The organism is Aeromonas dhakensis (assembly GCF_002285935.1).
In the GTDB taxonomy this organism is placed as follows: domain Bacteria; phylum Pseudomonadota; class Gammaproteobacteria; order Enterobacterales; family Aeromonadaceae; genus Aeromonas; species Aeromonas dhakensis.
Map to the genome: position 1 here is coordinate 3,788,219 of NZ_CP023141.1, position 17,554 is coordinate 3,805,772.

General features: G+C 60.9%; 15 protein-coding genes. 7 read left to right on the forward strand and 8 right to left on the reverse strand.

The annotated features are described in order from the left end of the window. The first annotated feature begins 57 nt into the window (after positions 1 to 57). From CK627_RS17565 to CK627_RS17575, 3 genes are all read left to right on the forward strand, one after another. On the forward strand, positions 58 to 2,997 hold the full coding sequence (locus tag CK627_RS17565; protein WP_167385378.1) for a sensor domain-containing phosphodiesterase: 2,940 nt from the start codon (positions 58 to 60) through the stop codon (positions 2,995 to 2,997). 65 nt (positions 2,998 to 3,062) lie between these two features. Continuing rightward, on the forward strand, positions 3,063 to 3,881 hold the full coding sequence (pflA, locus tag CK627_RS17570) for a pyruvate formate lyase 1-activating protein (RefSeq protein WP_017765948.1): 819 nt from the start codon (positions 3,063 to 3,065) through the stop codon (positions 3,879 to 3,881). An 86-nt stretch (positions 3,882 to 3,967) separates the two neighbouring features. Next, a complete protein-coding gene (locus CK627_RS17575; protein ID WP_095592981.1) occupies positions 3,968 to 4,609 on the forward strand; it encodes an energy-coupling factor ABC transporter permease in 642 nt (213 codons plus the stop codon). Between the two features lie 51 nt (positions 4,610 to 4,660). On the opposite strand, the gene CK627_RS17580 is transcribed toward CK627_RS17575, so the two are convergent. The 4 genes from CK627_RS17580 to CK627_RS17595 all read right to left on the reverse strand — a co-directional run bounded on the left by CK627_RS17580 (position 4,661) and on the right by CK627_RS17595 (position 7,845). Next, on the reverse strand, positions 4,661 to 5,353 hold the full coding sequence (locus tag CK627_RS17580) for an ABC transporter permease (protein WP_005299639.1): 693 nt from the start codon (positions 5,351 to 5,353) through the stop codon (positions 4,661 to 4,663). A 3-nt stretch (positions 5,354 to 5,356) separates the two neighbouring features. Beyond that, positions 5,357 to 6,097, reverse strand: coding sequence for an ABC transporter permease (locus CK627_RS17585; RefSeq protein ID WP_005299635.1), 741 nt, complete (start codon positions 6,095 to 6,097; stop codon positions 5,357 to 5,359). 139 nt (positions 6,098 to 6,236) lie between these two features. After that, a complete protein-coding gene (locus CK627_RS17590) occupies positions 6,237 to 7,010 on the reverse strand; it encodes an ABC transporter substrate-binding protein (RefSeq protein ID WP_017765964.1) in 774 nt (257 codons plus the stop codon). Between the two features lie 64 nt (positions 7,011 to 7,074). Then, on the reverse strand, positions 7,075 to 7,845 hold the full coding sequence (locus tag CK627_RS17595) for an ABC transporter ATP-binding protein (RefSeq protein WP_005299631.1): 771 nt from the start codon (positions 7,843 to 7,845) through the stop codon (positions 7,075 to 7,077). 533 nt (positions 7,846 to 8,378) lie between these two features. Between CK627_RS17595 and CK627_RS17600 the strand changes: the two genes are divergently transcribed. Further along, positions 8,379 to 9,281, forward strand: coding sequence for a LysO family transporter (locus CK627_RS17600; protein WP_010634358.1), 903 nt, complete (start codon positions 8,379 to 8,381; stop codon positions 9,279 to 9,281). A 114-nt stretch (positions 9,282 to 9,395) separates the two neighbouring features. On the opposite strand, the gene iadA is transcribed toward CK627_RS17600, so the two are convergent. Then, positions 9,396 to 10,526: a beta-aspartyl-peptidase gene (gene iadA / locus CK627_RS17605; RefSeq protein ID WP_095592982.1), complete on the reverse strand. Its 1,131-nt coding sequence runs from the start codon at positions 10,524 to 10,526 to the stop codon at positions 9,396 to 9,398. Between the two features lie 174 nt (positions 10,527 to 10,700). On the opposite strand from iadA, the gene CK627_RS17610 reads away from it, so the two are divergent. After that, the gene (locus tag CK627_RS17610; RefSeq protein ID WP_095592983.1) at positions 10,701 to 11,315 is read left to right on the forward strand and encodes an acyl carrier protein phosphodiesterase; all 615 of its coding nucleotides are present in this window, start codon (positions 10,701 to 10,703) and stop codon (positions 11,313 to 11,315) included. Between the two features lie 843 nt (positions 11,316 to 12,158). Next, complete coding sequence (locus tag CK627_RS17615; protein ID WP_095593532.1) at positions 12,159 to 14,441, forward strand: hypothetical protein; 2,283 nt, start codon at positions 12,159 to 12,161, stop codon at positions 14,439 to 14,441. A 145-nt stretch (positions 14,442 to 14,586) separates the two neighbouring features. Here CK627_RS17615 and CK627_RS17620 read toward each other — a convergent pair whose 3' ends face one another. After that, the gene (locus CK627_RS17620; protein ID WP_095592984.1) at positions 14,587 to 14,970 is read right to left on the reverse strand and encodes a DUF2069 domain-containing protein; all 384 of its coding nucleotides are present in this window, start codon (positions 14,968 to 14,970) and stop codon (positions 14,587 to 14,589) included. Further along, a complete protein-coding gene (gene arsC / locus CK627_RS17625) occupies positions 14,967 to 15,317 on the reverse strand; it encodes an arsenate reductase (glutaredoxin) (RefSeq protein ID WP_017779378.1) in 351 nt (116 codons plus the stop codon). The genes CK627_RS17620 and arsC overlap by 4 nt, the downstream gene beginning before the upstream one ends. Before the next feature lie 60 nt (positions 15,318 to 15,377). Here arsC and CK627_RS17630 point away from each other — a divergent pair, with 60 nt between their 5' ends. Next, positions 15,378 to 15,860 carry a TlpA family protein disulfide reductase gene (locus CK627_RS17630; protein WP_095592985.1) on the forward strand — a complete coding sequence of 161 codons (483 nt, stop codon included), beginning with the start codon at positions 15,378 to 15,380 and terminating at the stop codon, positions 15,858 to 15,860. A gap of 128 nt (positions 15,861 to 15,988) precedes the next feature. Here the strand turns inward: CK627_RS17630 and bepA are convergent, their stop codons facing one another. After that, positions 15,989 to 17,443 carry a beta-barrel assembly-enhancing protease gene (gene bepA, locus CK627_RS17635; RefSeq protein ID WP_010634365.1) on the reverse strand — a complete coding sequence of 485 codons (1,455 nt, stop codon included), beginning with the start codon at positions 17,441 to 17,443 and terminating at the stop codon, positions 15,989 to 15,991. Between the last annotated feature and the right edge of the window lie 111 nt (positions 17,444 to 17,554).

A 17,554-nucleotide genomic window follows, 5' to 3' on the forward strand; every position in this document is an offset into this window, starting at 1 on the left:
ACCGATTTTGCAGTATTCTTGCCACCCGACAGTCGTTCAACAGGATGTTATCAGTTCATGTCGTCAACCGCGCTCAGTCATCTCTCTTCTGCCAACCAGACACCGCTGTTCTTTCGTCTGGACGTGCGCAGCCAACGGCTGGTCGCGTTGACCGATGTGATGCAAACCCCGCTCTACTGGCTCGATGAGCCAAGGGGCCCCTGGCCGGCCCAGCTGCCGGATGCGCTGCGCCTGCCTATCGAACAGTTGCTGGCCAGCGGCCATGGCGGCAAGCTGGTGCTGCGCTTTGCCGGCCAGCAGTGGCACATTGCCCTCTCCCACGAACAAGACGCCTTCTGGCTCATCTGCCTGCAGACCCTGCGCCAGGAGCCGGTGGCCGACCTGGCGCTGCAACTGCCGCGCCTGAGCCAGATGGCGAGCCAGCAGCAGTTTGCCGCCATGCTGGAGGCCCTCAAGGAGAGCCTGGGGGCCGATCGCCTCATCCTCTGGCACTATCAGGCCAACGGCCCCCTCGGCAGCGAGCAGCTGACCCCGGTCTTTACCCTGGGGGCCGACGAGGTAGCCGCCATTCGCGGCGACAGTCGCTACATCCGTGCCCTGCGCACCCGCAAGTCCCTGAGCTTTTCGGAAGCCGCGCACCAGCCCATGCTGAGTCAGCACTACTATCTGGCCAATGCCGGGGTGAGCTCGCGTCTGGACGGTGCCTTGCTTGAGCAGGAAAAACTCATCGGCGTGCTGAGCCTCGAATACCTCAACGCCACCCCGCTGAGCGAAGAGATGCTGCAACTGGTGCGTCACAGCGCCCAGCTGCTCGGCCACTGGCAACCGGTGCCGGAACCGGTCCAGCCCGCCGTGCTGACGCTGCCTGCCGAGCTCACCCTGCTGACCGGCATCGCTTACTGCCGCGCCCTGGTGAGCTGGGCCATGGGCATCAGCGGCGCGCGCATCGGCTGGATCGGCGAGTACCAGCCCCGCGGCCAGGATCTCTGGATGATCCCGCGCTGCGTTCTGGAGGGGGAGACCTTCTCGGTGCTCAAGCCCATCCAGATGGACCCGGGGCCTGGCCAGGAGCTGTTCCAGCACGGCCAGGCTGTCTATGTGGAAGACCTGCCCCTGCGCTATCCCCAGGCCAGCCAGTTGCTGGCACTCAATGCCCCCGTTTATGTCGGCATTCCGCTGCACGGCTCGCAGGGCGCCCCCATCGGCCAGCTCACTCTGCTGCTCGATGCGCCACTGGCCGACCCCATGCCGCTGCTCGACGCCCTCAGCAGCCAGCACGAGCGGGCCGCCGTCGAGTTGCAACGATTGGCCGCCGACGATGCGCTGCGGCTGGCCGAGGTGGCCTTCAACACCCACGACGGTCTGCTGGTGATGGATCACAAGGGGATCATCCTCAAGGTCAACCGCTCCTTTGGTCGCATCACCGGCTTTGCCGACGATGAGATGATCGGCCAGCATATCGTCCGGCTCAGGCCCACCTACTATGGCGATCACCTGGCGCAGGATGTGCGCGAGGCGGTGGCGGCCCAGGAGTTCTGGATGGGCGAAGAGCGCTGCCTGCACAAGGATGGCCACCTCTTTCCGGTGCGGCTGATGGTGAGCGGGGTGCAGGATGAGCACGGCGAGATCAGCCACTATGTCTGCAGCTTCTACGACATCAGCCAGGAAAAGGAGGCCGCGCGCCACATCGAGCAGCTCGCCTACTACGACGATCTGTGCGGCCTCTACAACCGCCGCAGCCTCAACGACATCATGCAACGCACCCTGCAGGAGGCCAGCGGCCAGTGGGGCGCCCTGCTGCTGGTGGATCTGGACAACTTCAAGTCGATCAACGACTCCCTCGGCCATGCCTGCGGCGATCTGCTGCTGCAGGCGGTGGTGGAGCGGCTCAAGACCCTGCCCCAGGACAACCTGGTGCTGGCCCGTATCTCGGGGGACGAGTTCGCCCTGCTGTTCAGCGCCCTGGGCCAGGGTTATGTCACCGCCAAGATCCTGGCAGAACACTTCGCCCGCGAGCTGATGGGGCTGTTTCGCATCCCGTTCGACATTGCGGATCACAAGCTGCACTGCAGCGCCTCGGTGGGGATCAGCCTCTTCTCCAGCGAGGACAAGGATCACCTGGTGCTGATGCAGCAGGCCGACACCGCCACCCACATGGCCAAGCGATCCGGCCAGGGCAACTATGTGTTCTTCAGCGAGGCGATGGCAGAGAAAGAGAAGAGCAAGCTGGCGCTCAACAACCAGCTGCGCGACGCCCTGCGCCACCACGAGCTGCAACTGCACTACCAGCCGCAATACCGGGTCGACAACGGTGCGCTCTCCGGCATAGAGGCGCTGCTGCGCTGGCAGCGCAGCGACGGCAGCATGGTGCCGCCGGCGGAGTTCATCCCCATCGCCGAGGAGACCAGCCTCATCCAGGACATCGGCTACTGGGTGATGAAGACCGCCTGCGCCCAGTACAGCTTCTGGCTCAACCGCGGGCTGGCCATTCCCCATCTGTCGGTCAACGTCAGCGCCCGCCAGTTCCACACTGCAGGCTTCGTGCAGCAGGTGGAATACATATTGCGCGATACCGGGGTGCCCCCCTCCCGCCTGCTGCTGGAGGTGACCGAATCCGTGGTGCTGGAGAACCGGCTGGAGAGCATCGCCAGGATGCGCCAGCTCAAGGAGCTCGGCATCCTGCTCTCCATCGATGATTTCGGCACCGGCTACTCGTCGCTCGCCTATCTGCGTGATCTGCCGGCGGACGAGGTGAAGCTCGACAGAAGCTTCATTCAGACCCTGGTGCACAGCGAGCAGGACAAGGCCATCGTCAAGGCGATCCTGGAACTGGCCAAGGTTTTTCGTTTTACCGTCACCGCCGAAGGGGTGGAGGACGAAGAGCAGCTCGCCATCCTCAAAGCCCTCGGCTGCCAGCATTATCAAGGCTTCCTGACCAGCAGGCCGCTCACCGCCAAAGCCCTCGAGAGCCTGCTGTGTGCCCCGGCTCCGGGCTAAACATGTAGGATTTATAGGGCTTTATGTAATAAAATAACGGCCTGCTCGAATCATTGGAGTCGTCTATGTCTGTCATTAATCGGATCCCTGCTGTCGAAGTCAGCGGCACCGCCGCTGAAACCAGTGTGACCACCGATACATCCGGGGTCATTGGCCGGATCCATTCCGTTGAAACCTGCGGCACCGTCGATGGCCCCGGAATACGCTTCATCGTGTTCATGCAGGGCTGCCTGATGCGCTGCAAGTACTGTCACAACCGCGACACCTGGGATACCCAGGGCGGCCGCGAGGTGACAGTGCCGGAGTTGATGAGCGACATCACCAGCTATCGCCACTTCATGAATGCCTCGGGTGGCGGCGTCACCGCCTCCGGTGGCGAAGCCATGCTGCAGCAAAATTTCATCGCCGAACTGTTCGCCGCCTGCAAGGAGAAGGGCATCCACACCTGCCTCGATACCAACGGCTTCGTCCGCCACTACGACGAACAGCTCGACAAGGTGCTCGACAATACCGATCTGGTGCTGCTCGACATCAAGCAGATCAACGACGACAAGCACATTCCGCTGACCCACGTCAGCAACAAGTACACCCTGGAGTTTGCCCGCTACCTGGCCGCCAAGGGCAAGACCATGTGGATCCGCTACGTGGTAGTGCCGACCTGGTCGGACGATGACGAGAGCGCCGAAGGGCTCGGCCAGTTCATCGCCGAGCTGGGAGAGTGCGTCGAGAAGGTGGAACTGCTGCCCTATCACGAACTCGGCAAGCACAAGTGGGACGTACTGGGCGACACCTATGATCTCACCGGGATCAAGCCGCCCAGCAAGGAGACCATGGACCGCGTCCAGGGCATCCTCGCCAAGTACCACAACAACGTCAAATACTGATAGCTCAGGGGCTGGCCGGGAAAACGCCGGCCCCTTTCACATCGGGCCTCGCCCACCTGCATGCCGTCACCGGACAAGGATCTGCCATGAGTGAAGGACAAGCCGCCGCCCTGCTGCTCTGGGTACTGCTGCTCACATTCAGCCTGCGTGGCACCTTGCTGCGCACCCTCCACGACAATCCGCTCTACCAGCACCTCTGCCTTGGCGGCGCCATCGTGCTGGTGCCGCTCTGGACCCTGCGGGCCGGCCTGCACGAAGGACTGGAGGTGCACTTTCTCGGCCTCACCAGCCTGACCCTGCTGCTGGGCTGGCGCCTCGCCCTGCTCGCCCCCTGCCTCACCCTGCTGGTCCTCTCTTACTTCGGGGTCATCCCCCTGGCCGACATCGGCTGGCAGGCCCTCATCGGCGTGGCCCTGCCGGTCGCCACCACCTGGCTGCTGTTTCTGGCCAGCTGGGCCTGGCTGCCGCGCCACCTGTTCGTCTATCTGTTCGTGGTGGCCTTTCTTGGCGGCGCCCTTTCCATCTCGGTCAAGGTGGTGGCCAGCGCCCTGCTGATGGGTCTGAGCGACACCTACCCCTGGCACACCATCAGCGCCGATTACCTCTCCATCTGGCCACTGCTGCTCTTCCCCGAAGCCCTGCTCAACGGCATGACCATGACCCTGCTCGCCATCTACCGCCCCCACTGGGTCAACACCTTCTTCGACCGGGAATACCTGGGCCGCTGAGGGACACGCAGCGACAAAAAAGCCCGCGATTGCGGTTTTTTTTTATGGGCGTTACACGGTGCGGGGGCGCAGGTGGGCGTGCCAGCGGGCTTCCCACTTCTTGAACAGCCAGACGATGACGAATGTCAGCAGCATGTAGAGCAGGCCGGCGGTCAGGAACGCCTCGAACGGGCTGTAGTAGCGGGAGTTGATGATCCGCGCGGCGCCGGTCAGATCGACGATGGTGATGATGCCCGCCACCGCCGAGCCCTGCAGCATGAAGATCACCTCGTTGCTGTAGGCCGGCAGTGCCCGGCGAAACGAGTTGGGCAGAATGATGCGGGTGAGGGTCTGCCAGCGGGTCATGCCGAAGGCGTTGGCCGCCTCAATCTGCCCCTTGGGCATGTTGAGCACGGCGCCGCGCACGATTTCGGCGGTGTAGGCCCCGGTGTTCAGGGTGAACGCCAGCAGGGCGCAGAACCAGGCTTCGGCAAACAGATCCCAGGCGACGCTGTTTTTCAGCCACTCCCACTGGGCGGCGCCGTAGTAGATGATGAAAAGCTGCACCAAGAGCGGGGTGCCGCGAAAGAAGTAGATGTAAGCCCAGATCGGCCCCTTGATCAGCCAGTTGCGGCTGTTGCGCAGGATGCCGAGCGGCACCGCCAGCATCAGCCCGAGGATCAGGGAGGCGGCCACCAGCAGTACCGTGGTGTAGAGACCCTGCCAGTAGGTGGGCCATTCGCTGAGAATGATTGAGAAATCCATGGCTTACCTCGTCTTTATCGCATAGTGACGCTCGGCCCATTTCAGTGCCGAGGTGGAGACCGCAGTGAAGATCAGGAAGATCAGGGCCACCGCCATGTAGAAGGTGAAGGGCAGCTGGGTCGAGCCCGCCGCCAGGGACGCTTTGCGCACCATGTCATCGAGCCCGATGATGGAGACCAGCGCCGTGGTTTTCAGCAAGACCAGCCAGTTGTTGCCAAAGCCCGGCAGGGCGTGGCGCATCATCTGGGGAAACAGGATGCGACGAAACACCTGGGTTGCCCGCATGCCGAAGGCGCGGGCCGCTTCCAGCTCGCCCTTGTCCACTGCAAGGATGGCGCCGCGGAAGGTCTCGGTCATGTAGGCGCCGAAGATGAAGCCGATGGTGGCCACCCCGGCCGCAAACGGGCTGATGTCGATGTAATCGGGCAGCAGGGAGACCCACTCCTGGTTGGGGTTGCTCGCCAGCAGGTAGTTGTTGTAGGTCTCGTTGACCCAGGTACAGAGGTTGTTGATGAGCACCTGACCGCCGAAGAACAGCAGCATCATCAGCACCAGATCGGGGATGCCGCGGATGACGGTGGTGTAGGCGGTGGCAAAGCCGCGGGCCCACTTGTAGGGAGAGAGCTTGGCCAGCGCCCCCAGCATGCCGAGCACCAGCGCCAGCAGCAGGGAGGCCAGCGCCACCTCCAGGGTGACCCAGGCCCCCTCCAGCAGGGAGGTTTCGTATCCTTTCAAATCAAACATATGCAGTTCCATCGCAACTAAGCGGGCCCATCACTCCCTGGCGAGAGACGACGGGCCCGATGACTACAGACGAGGGTCAACCTGTCGCTATTGTGCGTGTCACGCCCTGGCTCCTGTCTCTGGCAGCGAGCCTTGGGGGTTATTCGCCGTAGACGTCGAAGTCGAAGTACTTGTCGTTGATCGCCTTGTACTTGCCGTTGGCACGCAGCGCCAGGATGGCGGCGTTGAATTTCTCTTTCAGATCCTTGTCGGCCTTGCGCACCGCGATGCCGGCGCCTTCACCAAACCACTTGGGATCGGTCAGTTTCGGGCCCACGAACTCGAACGCATCGCCGCCCTCTTTCTTGAGCAGACCGTCGCTGATGGCGGCGGAGTCGGCCAGCACGTAGTCGACGCGGCCGGATTTCAGGTCGAGATAGGCCTCATCGGCGGTACCGTAACGCTTGATGGTGGCGTTGGGGAAGTTGTCGGTAATAAAGGTGTCCATGGAGGTGGCACGCTGCACCGCCACTGTCTTGCCATCCATGAAGGCCTTCTCCAGTTTCACCTCGGTGCCTTTCTTGGCGGCGAAGCGGGCCGGAATGTGCTGGTACTTCTGGGTGAAGTCCACCTTCTTCTTGCGCTCTTCGGTGATGTCCATGGTGGCGATGATGGCGTCATATTTGCGCGACAGCAGCGCCGGAATGATGCCGTCCCAGTCCTGCTTGACCAGGGTGCACTTCACCTTCATCTCCTCGCACAGGGCGTTGGCGATGTCGATGTCAAAACCTTTCACCTCGCCGCTCGGCTCGGTCCAGGAGAAGGGGGGGTAGGCACCTTCGACACCGATCCGCACCTCTTTCCACTCCTTGGCCATCAGGCTGCCGGAGGACAGGGCAGTAACCATGGCAGTCGCCAGCATCAGCTTGTTCATGTATCTCTCCTTGATAAAGTCATCGACTGTTGCAATTGCAGATTGTTGGGCTCAGCTCCGTCCATCAATAGATGGAGGAGATGAATTGCTTGAACCGTTCGGACTTGGGATGGGCGAAGATCTCCTTGGGATTGCCCTCCTCCTCCACGCGGCCCTGGTGCAAAAACATTACCTTGTTCGACACATCGCGGGCAAACGACATCTCATGGGTCACCACCAGCATGGTGCGCCCCTCTTCGGCCAGCTCGCGCATCAGGCCGAGTACTTCGCCCACCAGCTCGGGGTCGAGCGCCGAAGTGGGTTCGTCAAACAGCATCACCTCGGGTTCCACCGCCAGGGCCCGGGCGATGGCCGCCCGCTGCTGCTGGCCGCCGGAGAGGTGACCCGGGTAGTAGTCGCGCCGCTCCCACAGCCCTACCCGGTTGAGCAGGTGTTCCGCCTTGGCAATGGCCTCGGCGCGGGGCACCTTGAGTACCTGGATCGGCACCTCGATGATGTTCTGCATGATGGTCATGTGTGACCAGAGGTTGAAGCTTTGAAACACCATGGCCAGCCGGCTGCGAATGCGCTCCACCTGCCGCATGTCTTCCGGCAGACGTTCACCGGTGCGGTTGGTTTTCATGCGAATAAGCTCGCCATGGAGGGAAACCGTGCCGGAAGAGGGTGTTTCCAGCAGATTGATACAGCGAAGAAAGGTCGACTTCCCCGAACCTGAGGAGCCGATAAGGGAGATGACATCCCCCTTGTGGGCGGTCATATCGATGCCCTTGAGCACTTCGTGGGTGCCGAAATACTTGTGCAGATCACGAACTTCCAGTGCGGCAACGTCGCTCATCCATTACAACCTTGTCTGTCCCTAGACGCCGCTGGGGCGTGACTCACGCCATCGCTAATTTAACAAAAAGTTAACCGATGGCAACCTTCAGCGAAAATATCACTCGGATAGTCAAAAAACAATACAGAACCGAGGTCTTTGGTGTTTTGTCTGTATTTTTATTGGCCAAACAGGTATTTTTCAGCACTTTGTCTGCATAAAATGCTAATCACCCCGGTTCGATGACACCGCCTTTTTATACCCGCAGCGCACTACTGGCAAGAAAATTCCGCCCATCATGCCATAAGGCAGCCGAAGTGGCTTTATTCATCCACCCCGCCCTCGCATCCCGTTGAAAAATCGCCGACTCGCGCCGTTTTGGGGTTGCACCAGTGTGGGTAGATGCCCCGAAACGGGGCCTCGTTTCATACCAAAAACATAACAAATCGATAAAAAAGTTCCGGATGAGGCAGGCAAACACACAAATATGTGACACAGGGCCAATAAGTGATGATAAGGTGTCATTTTTGTCAGTTTTTGTGATCGAGGCCCCGATGTTGCTCAATGTGTTGCTGATCCTGCTGCCGCTCGTGATCGGCTATCTGGTACCCCTCTCCTCCGCCCGTTTGATCAAGCTGGTCAATCAATCGCTGGGCAAGATGGTCTATCTCATCTTGTTCCTGATGGGGTTGGGGCTCGCCTACGTGGAGAACCTGGGCAGTAACCTGGCGGTGATCTTCAAGGTGGCCGGCGTCATGCTCGCCGCCATTACCCTGTGCAACCTGCTGGCCCTCTGGTGGCTGGACCGGCGTTCCCCCCCTACGCATGAAGCCAGCGATGGCCAGATGCCGAGCAAGCTGCACCTGTTGTGGGAGTCGCTGCAGCTCTGCTTCGTGGTGCTGGGCGGCGTCTTGCTGGGGCTGCTGGTGGACCTGCGCGCCCTGCCCATCGACAAGTGGAGCGAGTGGGCGCTGATGCTGCTGCTGTTTCTCATCGGGGTACAGATGCGCAACTCCGGCATGCGGCTGCGCCAGATCCTGCTCAACCCCTGGGGCATGAAGATCGCCGCCACCGTCATCGTCAGCAGCTGGCTCGGCAGCCTGCTGGCTGCCCAGTTGCTCGGCATGCCGCTGGCCCACGGCCTGGCCCTGAGTTCCAGCTTCGGCTGGTATTCGCTCTCCGGCATCCTGGTGGCCGACAAGCTGGGGCCGGTACTGGGCTCCGCCGCCTTCATCAACGATCTGGGGCGCGAGCTCATCGCCATCCTGATCATTCCGGTGCTGATGCGCCGCCACCCCTCCGCCGCCATCGGTTATGGCGGCGCCACGGCCCTCGACTTCACCCTGCCGGTGATCCAGAAATCCGGCGGCATCCAGGTGGTGCCGGTGGCCATCGTTTCCGGCTTTATCCTGAGCCTGCTCGGCCCCATCCTGATCCTGGGCTTCCTGGCCATCTGATCTCGACCCGCTTACTGGCCCACGGTCAACAACAACAAGCCCGGCACTGCTGCCGGGCTTGTTGTTTAAAAGAGGGGTGGCCTGACCTCACGGATTCCCCATCAATTACGATATTCAGCTGCGCCAGCGGCCGCCGCTCATCACCCGCTCGATGGTGAGCGTGTCGGGGTCGATCAGCAGCAGATCCGCATCCTGCCCCACCGCCAGCGTGCCCTTGGTCGCCAGCCCCAGCGCCCTGGCCGGATTGGCCGTCACCACCGCCAGCGCCACCTCCAACGCGACCCCCTTGTCGCAACTCTCCACCAGCGCCTGCCACAGGCTGTCTATCTGGCCGCAGCGCAGCTCGATGAGACGCCCCTCGCCGTCGAAGCGCGGCAGGCTGGCGTTCGCGTCCGAGCTGAAGCTGATACGATCGGCGGGCACCCCGGCCGCCAGCAGCGCCACCAGGGCGTCGGATGCCAGCCGCTCGCCATCGTCCAGCAAGTCCGGGAAGCTCGAGGTGGTGAGATCGACCCAGCCGCCGGCCCGCCCCCACTCGATGGCCTCGGCAAACAGCCAGGGATTGCGGTTGCAGTGGGTGGGGTAGAGCTGGCGCAGCGGGATGTCGGTGCCATCGCGCAGGGCCCGCAGCGGTGCCAGCGCCCCGCGCCCGTCCCCCAGATGAAAGAAGCTGACCCCGCTCTTGCCCGCGAGCAACCCGGCCACCCGCGCCTCGCTCACCAGGCGGGCCAGCTCGTGGTGGGTCGGCGCGCTGGATCTGTGATCGCTGATGGCCACCTCCCCCACCCCCAGCACCTCAGGGATGAGCATGATGTCGGACTCCACCGTACCGGTGAGGGTCTTGACCGGCAGATGGTAGGAGCCGGTATACATGAAGGCGCTCACCCCGGCGGCGCGAAACTCGCGCACCTTGCCGAGCACCTGGGCCGGGCTGCGGGTCAGGCTGTCGGTGCCAAGCGCCGCCACCAGGGTGGTAACCCCGGCGCTCAGCGCCTCCCTTGCCGAGAGCTCCGGCGTGCGAAAACCAAAGCCCCCCTCGCCGCCACCGCCGGTGATGTGGGCCAGCGGATCCACCAACCCGGGCACCAGATAGCGGCCGCGAGCGTCCACCCGCGTCAGCGGCCAGTCGGCGGGGACAGACAATCCCTGCCCGAGCCAGGCGATGCGGCCATCGGCCACCAGCAGATCCTGGCGGCCAAGCGGGGTCGGGCCATAGAGTTCGGCGCCCTCGATCAGGGTCAACATGTGCATGCTCCTCGTGATGTTGATGTGCGCCGTAAAATGGCGGTCATGCCGCACTCTACCCAGCCGGCGGTCAGGGAGGGAAGCACTTCCTCACGGCCAGGCGGCCGTTTTCATAGGCAAGGGCCGCCGGATCCGCTAGGCTCAGCGGCAATCTCTTTGGCTGGTTCCCCCTTCATGAACTATCTGGCTCATCTGCATCTGGCAGCCCATACCCACAGCTCCCTCACCGGCAACCTGCTGGGGGATTTCGTCAAGGGTGCCCTGCCCACCGGCCTCGCCGCACCATTTGACGAGGGGATCTGGCTGCACCGCAAGATAGACGCCTTCACCGATGGCCACCCCGAACACAGGGCGGCGGTGGCCTGCTTCGAGGCACCCTGGCGCCGCTTTGGCGGCATCCTGGTGGACATGCTCTACGACCACTGGCTCAGCCTGCACTGGCCGCAGTTTCATGACGAGGCCCTGCCCCGTTTCCTGCAGCAGAGTTACCGGCACCTTCTGGCAGATGCAACCCAGCTGCCGGAGGGTCTGCCCCTACCCCTCAAGCGGATGGCAGAGCAGGACTGGATCGCCTCCTATCAGCGCAAAGAGGGACTGGCGCAGGCCCTCAACGGCATAGGTCGCCGGCTGCGCCGCCCGCAGCCTCTGGGAGAAGCGCTCACGACCCTGGACGCGACCCGCTGGCAGCAGTGCGAAGAGGGCTTTCTGCGCTTCTATCCTCAGCTGATGCAGTTCAGCGTGCAGCAGCTGGTCCACTATCGTGGCGGGGATGAACGGCCGCAGCCATGAGTTCCCCGCGAAATGACGGCAAGCACACTCTCTTTCGCTCCCCGTACTTCACGGGAGCGTATCTCCGGTTGAGCTGGGGTAAGGAATATTTGCTTGGCAGTGACCCTTGATGGAAAAGATTTCATTCATTGAATATATATTTTCATATATTGCTCTGGCTGCAACAAATCAACGCCAATGAAGGCTCCACATAAATGATGCCACACCAGTTCTGACTGACATTATTTTCATATAAAAACGCCTGTCGAATACCGCTGCTATTATCCACGGCCTCCAGAATAATAAAAAAGTCATTGACTAGCCAGCATTAATTATTACCCTCACGGTAATGGATATGCTTAATTTAAAACCCGCTGACATATTCATTGCGAGAATAATATTCTCGATATCTGTCAATTGTAAGATTTTACAATAGCGATTAAAACCTGGAGAATTATGATAATGGAGATCAGGCATTCAACATTATGGATGGCCGTCAGTGCCATGCTTCCATTGATGGCGCATGCAGCCACCCCGCTGGATATAGATGCTCGCTGGAAACAGGAAGCCGTCATTACCCACCCGGATCATGCGCGCTACCCAAATACGGCAGCGGCAATTCAACAACAGCGCAAAAATATTTTTGACTGGCGCACCCAACATCTGCAAGTTGGCATGTCTTCGATAAGCGGAGAAGATGAGCTGATGACCAGCCCATTCTATATCTGCGAAATAGAATCGCTCTACAATATTCCGGGTGGCGCAGCCATCACCTCGGATATCATGGGCCCGGGTAATCAGCTTCCTCCCGCCACAAGCTGCACCAGGCGGGTAGCCAGAACCATCGCAGACAAAATACCCGACATGGACCCAAATAGCGGTTGGGAGCTCCTCAAATTCAATCTTGGCTACAAGATGCAGCATTATGCCAATGCGAAGTCCGTCTGGTCTGCCGATGGAGATGATGCATTTTCAACCAATCAATATCCCTATCTCATCCTCTACAACCGGATGACGGCAAAACTGCGGGTGATGGGATATTTCCCCGGTTACACCATAGGCACCGGCGTTGCGGTGACGCTCTCCACCACTGGCAAATCCAAGCTCTTTGACAGCAACCAGAGCGCGGATGCCCGATTCTACTCCAGCAGCAAGACCGGCTTTGGCGCCATCAATAACGCGCAGGATGGTGGCTGGGGGGTGACCGACTTCCAGGTGAATCTGGATCCCTGTTCCGCCGGTTCAGATGAAATTGACTTGAACATCAAAATCAGTCCAAAAGCGATCGCCAATGTTGAACTGTATGGGCATGCCACCGGTATCTCGCAGAATATCACCGACGAGGGTATCGGCGATCCGGCGGCCTATCTGATGGATGTCTCGGGTAGCTTGAGCGACAACCTGGAACAGGCCGGCAATTATACCGTCAGCAATCTCTCCGACCTGCAGAATGTCTTCGGCGGCATCAACGACTCCGCCACCTCCAATGCCGTGGCCAGCGATGCCCTGGGTGCCGCAGGCGACTTTCTGGGCGGCATGATGGAGCTGGCCCCGGGGGGAAGCAGTGTAACGGCAGGCTTCAAGGCACTGGCCGGCACCCTGTCTGGCGTGGGAGCCATCTTCGGAACACAGGCGGCGGCCGTGCCCGGCTACAGCCCAATCATTCCACAAATCTCCTTCTCGGAGGTGTATTTGCGGGGTGAAACGACCTCCTCAGATCCTGGCATCACGGTCAAACTGAAAATGCCGGGCAGTTTGTCCACCGTCTGGCAAGATTTTGGCGAAAATGGTGCCAGTGATATCTCGTTCCCGCTCTATGATGAGCCCATGGGCTTGTTCACCCTGTTGACCACCCCGAAGGTCCGTGTCGACAAGACCTATAGCGATCGCTCCAGCTCCCAGGGATACAAGCTGGTCACCACCTTCATCCCCTCCAACGTCGTGCTGGCAAGCAATGCCAAGTCGGGCTTGACCATGAGTGGCTGGAACACGACCGAGAATACCGGCATCAATCTCACCGGGAGATTGAAGATCAAATATCTGGTCAGTGCTGATGTCACCCCGCAGTTAACCAACCTTCACGATATAGACGGCAATAATGACAGCTTCTCCTATGCCGCTATGTCTACCAATGGCAGCAGTTCCAAGCTGTATACCGTAGTCACCGATGACGTGCCCTTGATGTATTTGTACGACCGCTTGAACAGCAAGCGCCCGAGCATTTCATTCAAGGGGGGAAAAGGGGTTGTGGATAGCATCTCCCTGATCGTCACGGCGAAGAATAATTCCGCCACCCTCCATGACAACATCTTGAATAAAGACATTGCCATGGTGAATAAAACGGACGCCGAGGGGAAATTCGTTCCCTATTATTTGACCATGAAAGAGTATCCCGCCACCTTGAGTTATACCAAGGACACGCTGGATCCGGATAGCGATGCCAAGCGCCTGATAAATTCAGGACAACTGGGCAATGTGACGCTGACTCCCAAGCAAGGTCTTGATATTCGTCTCGGTGCACCATCAAGTCAGGTCACCATAAAGAACTATTGCGCTGCAGAAGGGGAATATAACAAGCCCCATGAGGTCAGAAGCGATGGCACCTATGCCATCTATGCCGATGAAGACATGGCCTATTATACCTATGATCCCAAACAAGTCAGTCAGTCTCAAAACAACTACCTGACTCTCGGCGCCGATGGTGCTTACAATCCTGCCATGACCTGGGGATTTCTCTCATTCAACCTGGGTGAATACGTCGCCAAATATGGCAACAGAAAACCGAGCTCGGTTTCATTGAGAATTGAACAGAACGATCCCGGCACCGTATATATTTCCAGTTACTGGAGTTACTACTTCTTCAGCGCCAACGCCTCAACCTGGGCGATGCGACAAAACAGCTGGAAAGAGTACCGGCCCAAGTTCAGCGATCAAATCACCTACTCCAGTGAACAGGTGGCCTGGGTTGATGTCACTGACTTGTTCAATGCCGCCCTGGACAGGGCAAAAACGGGGAATGGCGATACCTATGAACAGCCAAGATTAAGCTTCGTGCTTGATACTGGTTATAATGTTCCCGGCCATCAATATGTCTATACCTCTGAAGCAACCCCGGTCAAATCGCCCCAGCTGACCATTAATTTCTAAGCGAACGGCAAGCGTAGCCAAGGCCCCTCAGGCCATAAAAAAAGTCCCTGCCAAGGCAGGGACTTTTCATTTGGATGCGCGCTCTGCATTGTGGTCGCAGCGACAGCCCGTGTTCCCCTGCAAGCCGGGGTAGAAACCCAGCGGGTCAGCTGTCGGCATGCTTTTTCTTGCGAATGCTCAGCCCCAGCTCGCGGCCACGCAGGCGGGCGTAATAGATGGTGCCGATGAAGGCGAGCACGGTGAACAGCAGCTCCACCACCGCCAGCCACCGCTCCCCCTCATCCGTGGTGATCAGGGTCAGGGCGTGCAGGAAGTAGGGCATCAGCACGAAGTTGCCCCAGGCGTGGGTGTAGGGGTTGCCCTGCACAATCCCCTTGAGCGGGAACAGCAGCGGCACCGTCCAGATCACCGGCAGCAGCCAGGGATTGAGGTCGGGGTGGGGCGAGAGCCACAGATGCCACAGCAGCACCCAGCCCAGCAGGCCAAAGAAGCCTACCAGGGTCAGCAAACGGGCGAAGCGGGTGCTCACTTGAGGATCTCCAGCACCTGCTCGGGCGGGCGGCCGATGCGGGCCTGGCCGTTCTTGATGACGATGGGGCGCTCGATGAGCTTGGGATACTGATGCATGGCGCGAATGAGGGCGTCACCGCTCACCTCGCCAAGACCCAGCTCCTTGTAGAGATCTTCCTTGGTGCGCATCAGTTGACGCGGATCGCTGAACCCCAGCTGGCTCAGCAGGGTGCGGATCTCCTCCTCGCTCGGGGCCTGCTCCAGATAGAGCACCACAGCCGGGGCGATCCCGTGTTGTTCCAGCAAGGCCAGGGTTTCACGGCTCTTGGAGCAGCGCGGATTGTGGTAGATTTGGGTCTCGCTCATGATAACTCCCTGATTAATCGCAAGATGGGACAAGAAACGGCGCTATTGTAGGGGAAACTGATGGTCAGGGTAAGCGCGAGAGTGCAGGAATTGAAACGAATTTGTTGGCTGATTGTGGCCGGCCTGCTGACGGCCTGCAGCCCGGCGCCCCAGTTCACCGACAGCGAGAACCTGCCGGTGGCCCTGGCCGACTTTGCCGGCAAGCCGCTGTTGGTCAACTACTTCGCCCCCTGGTGCGCCCCCTGCCTGCGGGAGCTGCCGCTGCTGGAGGCGCTGGCGCGGGAGGGAGAGATCGCCGTGGTGATGATCAACTACGACCCGACCACACCGGCCGAGCTTCGCAAACTGGCCGGGCAGTACCACATCAGGGTGCCGCTGCTCATCCCCCGGCAGGAGGCGAGCCTCCCCTTCCCTCGCCCCGCCGGGCTGCCCACCAGCTATCTGCTCGATGGCAAAGGGAACCTCCTGCAGAGCCTGGTGGGGGAGCTCACCCCATCGCAGCTCGACGCCCTCAGGGCTTCCGTCAAGCCGGCTGGCCACTGAGCCTGACCCCTTGCCGCCGGCCGCTCTGTTTCCCCGCCTTCCCCCCTGTTGTTGCCCATCGGCCACCTGCATCAACGACAAGGGCGCACCCTGGTGCGCCCTTGTCGTGCGTGAGAGCCGCTGGCCCGTCAGCCCTTGAGGCTGTCGAGATCCTTCTTGGCCCGCTCCAGCTCGGTGATCCGTGCCTCCAGTCTGGCCAGGGTCAACTTGTCGTTGGTGGTGCCACGCGCCACGATCAGCTCGTCGATGGCCGCCTGGTAGTCACCGCGCAGGGAGAGCATCTCGGCGCGCGCCATGTGCAACTCGGTCATCCTGCCCGCCTTGCGATAGGCATCGGAGAGCAGGCTCCAGGCCAGGTTGTTCTCTTCGTGCTCACGGGCATAGGGGTCGAGAATGGCGATGGACTTCTTGTAGTTGCCCCCTTCCAGATAAGCGTTGCCGAGGTTCACCACCACCACCTCGTTGTCCGGCATGCGGGTGCGGAACTTCTCGAGCCGGGCGATGGCCTGGGCGCTGCGCCCCTTGGCCAGGTCGATGTCGGTGAGGGCGTCCACCACGAACAGATCTTCCGGGTGGCGGGTCGCCAGCTCCTGCATCAGGGCGTCGGCCTCGTCGGTGCGCTTGAGCTGCAGCAGCGCCAGCGCCTTGCCGTAGATGGCCGCATCCTTGAGCGGGTAGTCCCCCTTCTGCAACCGGTTGTCGAAATAGGTGAGCAGGGCCTGCGGGCTCTCGGTGCCAAAACGCACCTGGATGCGCACCTTGGCCAGCCAGAAGTCGAGGCTCGGTGGCAGATTGCGACGGCCATAACTGCCCGCCCGGGCGCGCGCCTCGCTGATCCGGGTCTCCGGCAGCGGGTGAGTCAGCAGCATCTCAGGCGGCTTGCTGGCGTAGCGATACTCGGCCGCCAGCTTCTGGAAAAAGTTGGCCATGCCCATGGGATCGAAACCGGCGTCATACAGCGTTTTCATGCCGATCCGGTCCGCTTCGTATTCGTTGTCGCGGGTGTAGTTGATGGCCGACTGCATGGAGAGACCCAGCGTGGTCTGCAGCGCGGCGATCCCGGCGGTGGGGTTGATCACCGCCAGCGCAATGGAGCCCACCAGCCCGGCCAGGGTCATGGCGGAGCTGCTCGCCTGCGCTTCCATATAGCGGGCGATGTGGCGCTGGGTCACGTGGGTGATTTCGTGGGCCAGTACCGAGGCGAGCTCGCTCTCGCTGTCGGCATAGAGAAACAGGCCGGTGTGCACCTTGACCCGCCCGCCGAGGAAGGCGGCCGCGTTGATGCTGGGGTCGTTGATGAGGAAGAAGGTGAACGGGAAGCGCACCCCGTCGGCGTTGGAGAGCAGCCGCTGGCCCAGATCGTCGATGTACTGGCTCAACACGGGATCATCTATGATCGGCAAACCGGCCCGGGCAAAGCGCATGAAGGCGTTGCCGTAGCGCACCTCCTGCTCGATGGGCAGGGCGGCCACCCCGGCGGTGCCGATATCGGGAAGCTGGTTGCTGGCCTGGGCATGGAAAGTGGCGCCCATCAGGGAAGCCAGCAGGGGGAGCGATGCCATCAGGGGGGAAAAGCGTGCCACGTTATCTCTATCTCCAATCAGACCCTACCGGGACACCGGCAGAATACCCTTGCCCATCAAGGGCTACAAGCGTTGTTTCGCGCTCTCATCACGGCCATAATAGCCGCCATC

What these genes read in the sequence shown, in the direction of transcription:
- CK627_RS17565 (WP_167385378.1), top strand. Translation starts at nt 58, where the DNA reads ATGTCGTCAACCGCGCTCAGTCATCTCTCTTCTGCCAACCAGACACCG.
- pflA (WP_017765948.1), top strand. Translation starts at nt 3,063, where the DNA reads ATGTCTGTCATTAATCGGATCCCTGCTGTCGAAGTCAGCGGCACCGCC.
- CK627_RS17575 (WP_095592981.1), top strand. Translation starts at nt 3,968, where the DNA reads ATGAGTGAAGGACAAGCCGCCGCCCTGCTGCTCTGGGTACTGCTGCTC.
- CK627_RS17580 (WP_005299639.1), bottom strand. Translation starts at nt 5,353, where the DNA reads ATGGATTTCTCAATCATTCTCAGCGAATGGCCCACCTACTGGCAGGGT.
- CK627_RS17585 (WP_005299635.1), bottom strand. Translation starts at nt 6,097, where the DNA reads ATGTTTGATTTGAAAGGATACGAAACCTCCCTGCTGGAGGGGGCCTGG.
- CK627_RS17590 (WP_017765964.1), bottom strand. Translation starts at nt 7,010, where the DNA reads ATGAACAAGCTGATGCTGGCGACTGCCATGGTTACTGCCCTGTCCTCC.
- CK627_RS17595 (WP_005299631.1), bottom strand. Translation starts at nt 7,845, where the DNA reads ATGAGCGACGTTGCCGCACTGGAAGTTCGTGATCTGCACAAGTATTTC.
- CK627_RS17600 (WP_010634358.1), top strand. Translation starts at nt 8,379, where the DNA reads ATGTTGCTCAATGTGTTGCTGATCCTGCTGCCGCTCGTGATCGGCTAT.
- iadA (WP_095592982.1), bottom strand. Translation starts at nt 10,526, where the DNA reads ATGTTGACCCTGATCGAGGGCGCCGAACTCTATGGCCCGACCCCGCTT.
- CK627_RS17610 (WP_095592983.1), top strand. Translation starts at nt 10,701, where the DNA reads ATGAACTATCTGGCTCATCTGCATCTGGCAGCCCATACCCACAGCTCC.
- CK627_RS17615 (WP_095593532.1), top strand. Translation starts at nt 12,159, where the DNA reads ATGGACCCAAATAGCGGTTGGGAGCTCCTCAAATTCAATCTTGGCTAC.
- arsC (WP_017779378.1), bottom strand. Translation starts at nt 15,317, where the DNA reads ATGAGCGAGACCCAAATCTACCACAATCCGCGCTGCTCCAAGAGCCGT.
- CK627_RS17630 (WP_095592985.1), top strand. Translation starts at nt 15,378, where the DNA reads ATGGTCAGGGTAAGCGCGAGAGTGCAGGAATTGAAACGAATTTGTTGG.